1 protein-coding gene is annotated in these 1,945 nt (G+C 41.1%); it reads left to right on the forward strand.

Annotated elements, in window-relative coordinates; translation table 11 throughout:
- Positions 1-1,509 (forward strand): lytic transglycosylase domain-containing protein (locus PSI23_RS21150; RefSeq protein ID WP_273556923.1); only part of this gene is annotated, 1,509 nt, incomplete at its 5' end.
- Between the last annotated feature and the right edge of the window lie 436 nt (positions 1,510-1,945).

Raw genomic sequence — 1,945 nt, forward strand, 5'->3', positions numbered from 1 at the left:
CTATCCAAAAATACCGCTATGCCTGTTGAAGACGCCTCTAAGTTGACCGGTGCATTAGTGCAAATTGGTACAGAAGCTGATCAGGCAAAGGATTCTGTACAGAATTTGTTTAATACACTCAATGCGGCAGAGCGGGGTGAGAATGGTTCCGCTCGTGCAGAATTAGATAAGCTGGGTGTTAAAATCCATACAACAAAGGAGGGTTCTGCGGCTGTTATTCCAACGCTATTGGAACTGGAAGAGGCATTTAAAAATAAAAATATTCCTTCTGAGACCGAGAACAGATTGATAGTGAAATTGGGGTTAACCCCCGAGATTTTGGCCTTACTCAGAGAAGGTAAAATCGAGGAACGGCTGGATAAGTCGAAAAAATTCGGTCTAAGCCGAACGGCGGAAGAAAATCAAAAACTCACTGACTTTAATACGGAAGCCAATGAAGCTAGTGCCAGATTTTCTGGGATGTGGAACCGAACGAAAATAGATGCTGCTACATATTTTTTAGACAAAGGCGAAGAAGCAGAAAAAAAACCTGCGTGGCAAGCCATTAAAGATATCAGGATGCGCGAAAACGACACCGCCGACAGTTTCTATCATGGAAACAAAGAGAAAGATATCAGGAATCGGGCAGTCAGCGACAAGGAATTTATCAGCCAGTTAACCTTTATGGAGGAGTTCCGTCTTTTACGGGGAAAACCGGATGAAAGCCTGCAAAAGAAACTGGATGATAGATATGGTGAAGCATGGGAAAAGCAGAAAAAAGCCCATGAAGCGAAAACAGCCGCTAATAAAATCCCGGCATTGCCAAAGTATGAAACACCCAATTACCCGAATCCATTAAAGAATAGCGGCAACAGCACAGCATCATTGGAATCAATGTCGGGTTACTTTGCTACGCTGGAAAAGAAATACGGTCTAGATCCGGGATTGCTGCACGGTGTTGCTATGACGGAATCAGCGGGGAACCCTAACGCAATAGGTAAACCGACGAAATCTGGTCAGGCGAAGGGGATGTTCCAGTTTATGCCCGGAACTGCCGCCGAGTGGGGATTAAAAGGCAACGATGTTTTCGACCCGTATAAATCGGCAGAAGCTGCGGCCAAGATGCTGGGCAGTTTGCTGAAAACGCACAATGGAAATCTTAATAAAGCCCTTGCTTCATATAATTGGGGTATCGGGAACGTACAAAAAGAAGGCATGGGGAATATGCCAACGGAAACGCGTAATTATATCCCCAAGGTTAAGAAAAACATGGCAAGTGGCGCTGCAATAGCTGAAAAGAACACCAACAGGCAAGAACAACAATTTTCATTCCCCTCACTCTATGGTCAGAAGAAAGAGAGTAAGTATGAGGAAGTGATCGCCGCGAACATAGCAAAGGCGGTCAGGGAGGCCATCGGTGATAAGCCTTTTCTGGTCGAAATAGCCTTGGTCGATAACAAGACCGGAGAACGACAAAAATTCCAGTCAAAATCTTCGGGAAAAGTCACCACCTCGATGCAATACTCTTGAAGTGGGTCCCATGATGGGGCTTTTTGTTGTCTATTTTCCGGTAATACTTTACATAGTATCGTCATGACGATCAGTTATAAATAAACATTAATGCTCTTGTATTGGGAATATTGTCCTTACACATTTATATTTAAACGTTAAATATTTAATTAATAAATTAATAATTATTTGTTTATCCAGTTATTAATTTTTTAAATTAACGCCATTGATTGCGTGATTATAAACAATTCATAAACAGAGGATAAATAATATCATGTAAAATATTGTTATATCTTTTTTGTTTCTGTATGTTCAGAATTACGCATGATAGTAAATACATCATGTTAATGTAATGTGGTCAATTTTTTATTGTAAAACAGGAAGCAATGATGAAAAAATTATTCGTCGTCATTCTGACGATTTTTTGTGTGGCATTCGGTTCACTGTCTCATGCGAA

The sequence above is a fragment of the Xenorhabdus yunnanensis genome (assembly GCF_028598805.1).
Lineage (GTDB): Bacteria > Pseudomonadota > Gammaproteobacteria > Enterobacterales > Enterobacteriaceae > Xenorhabdus > Xenorhabdus yunnanensis.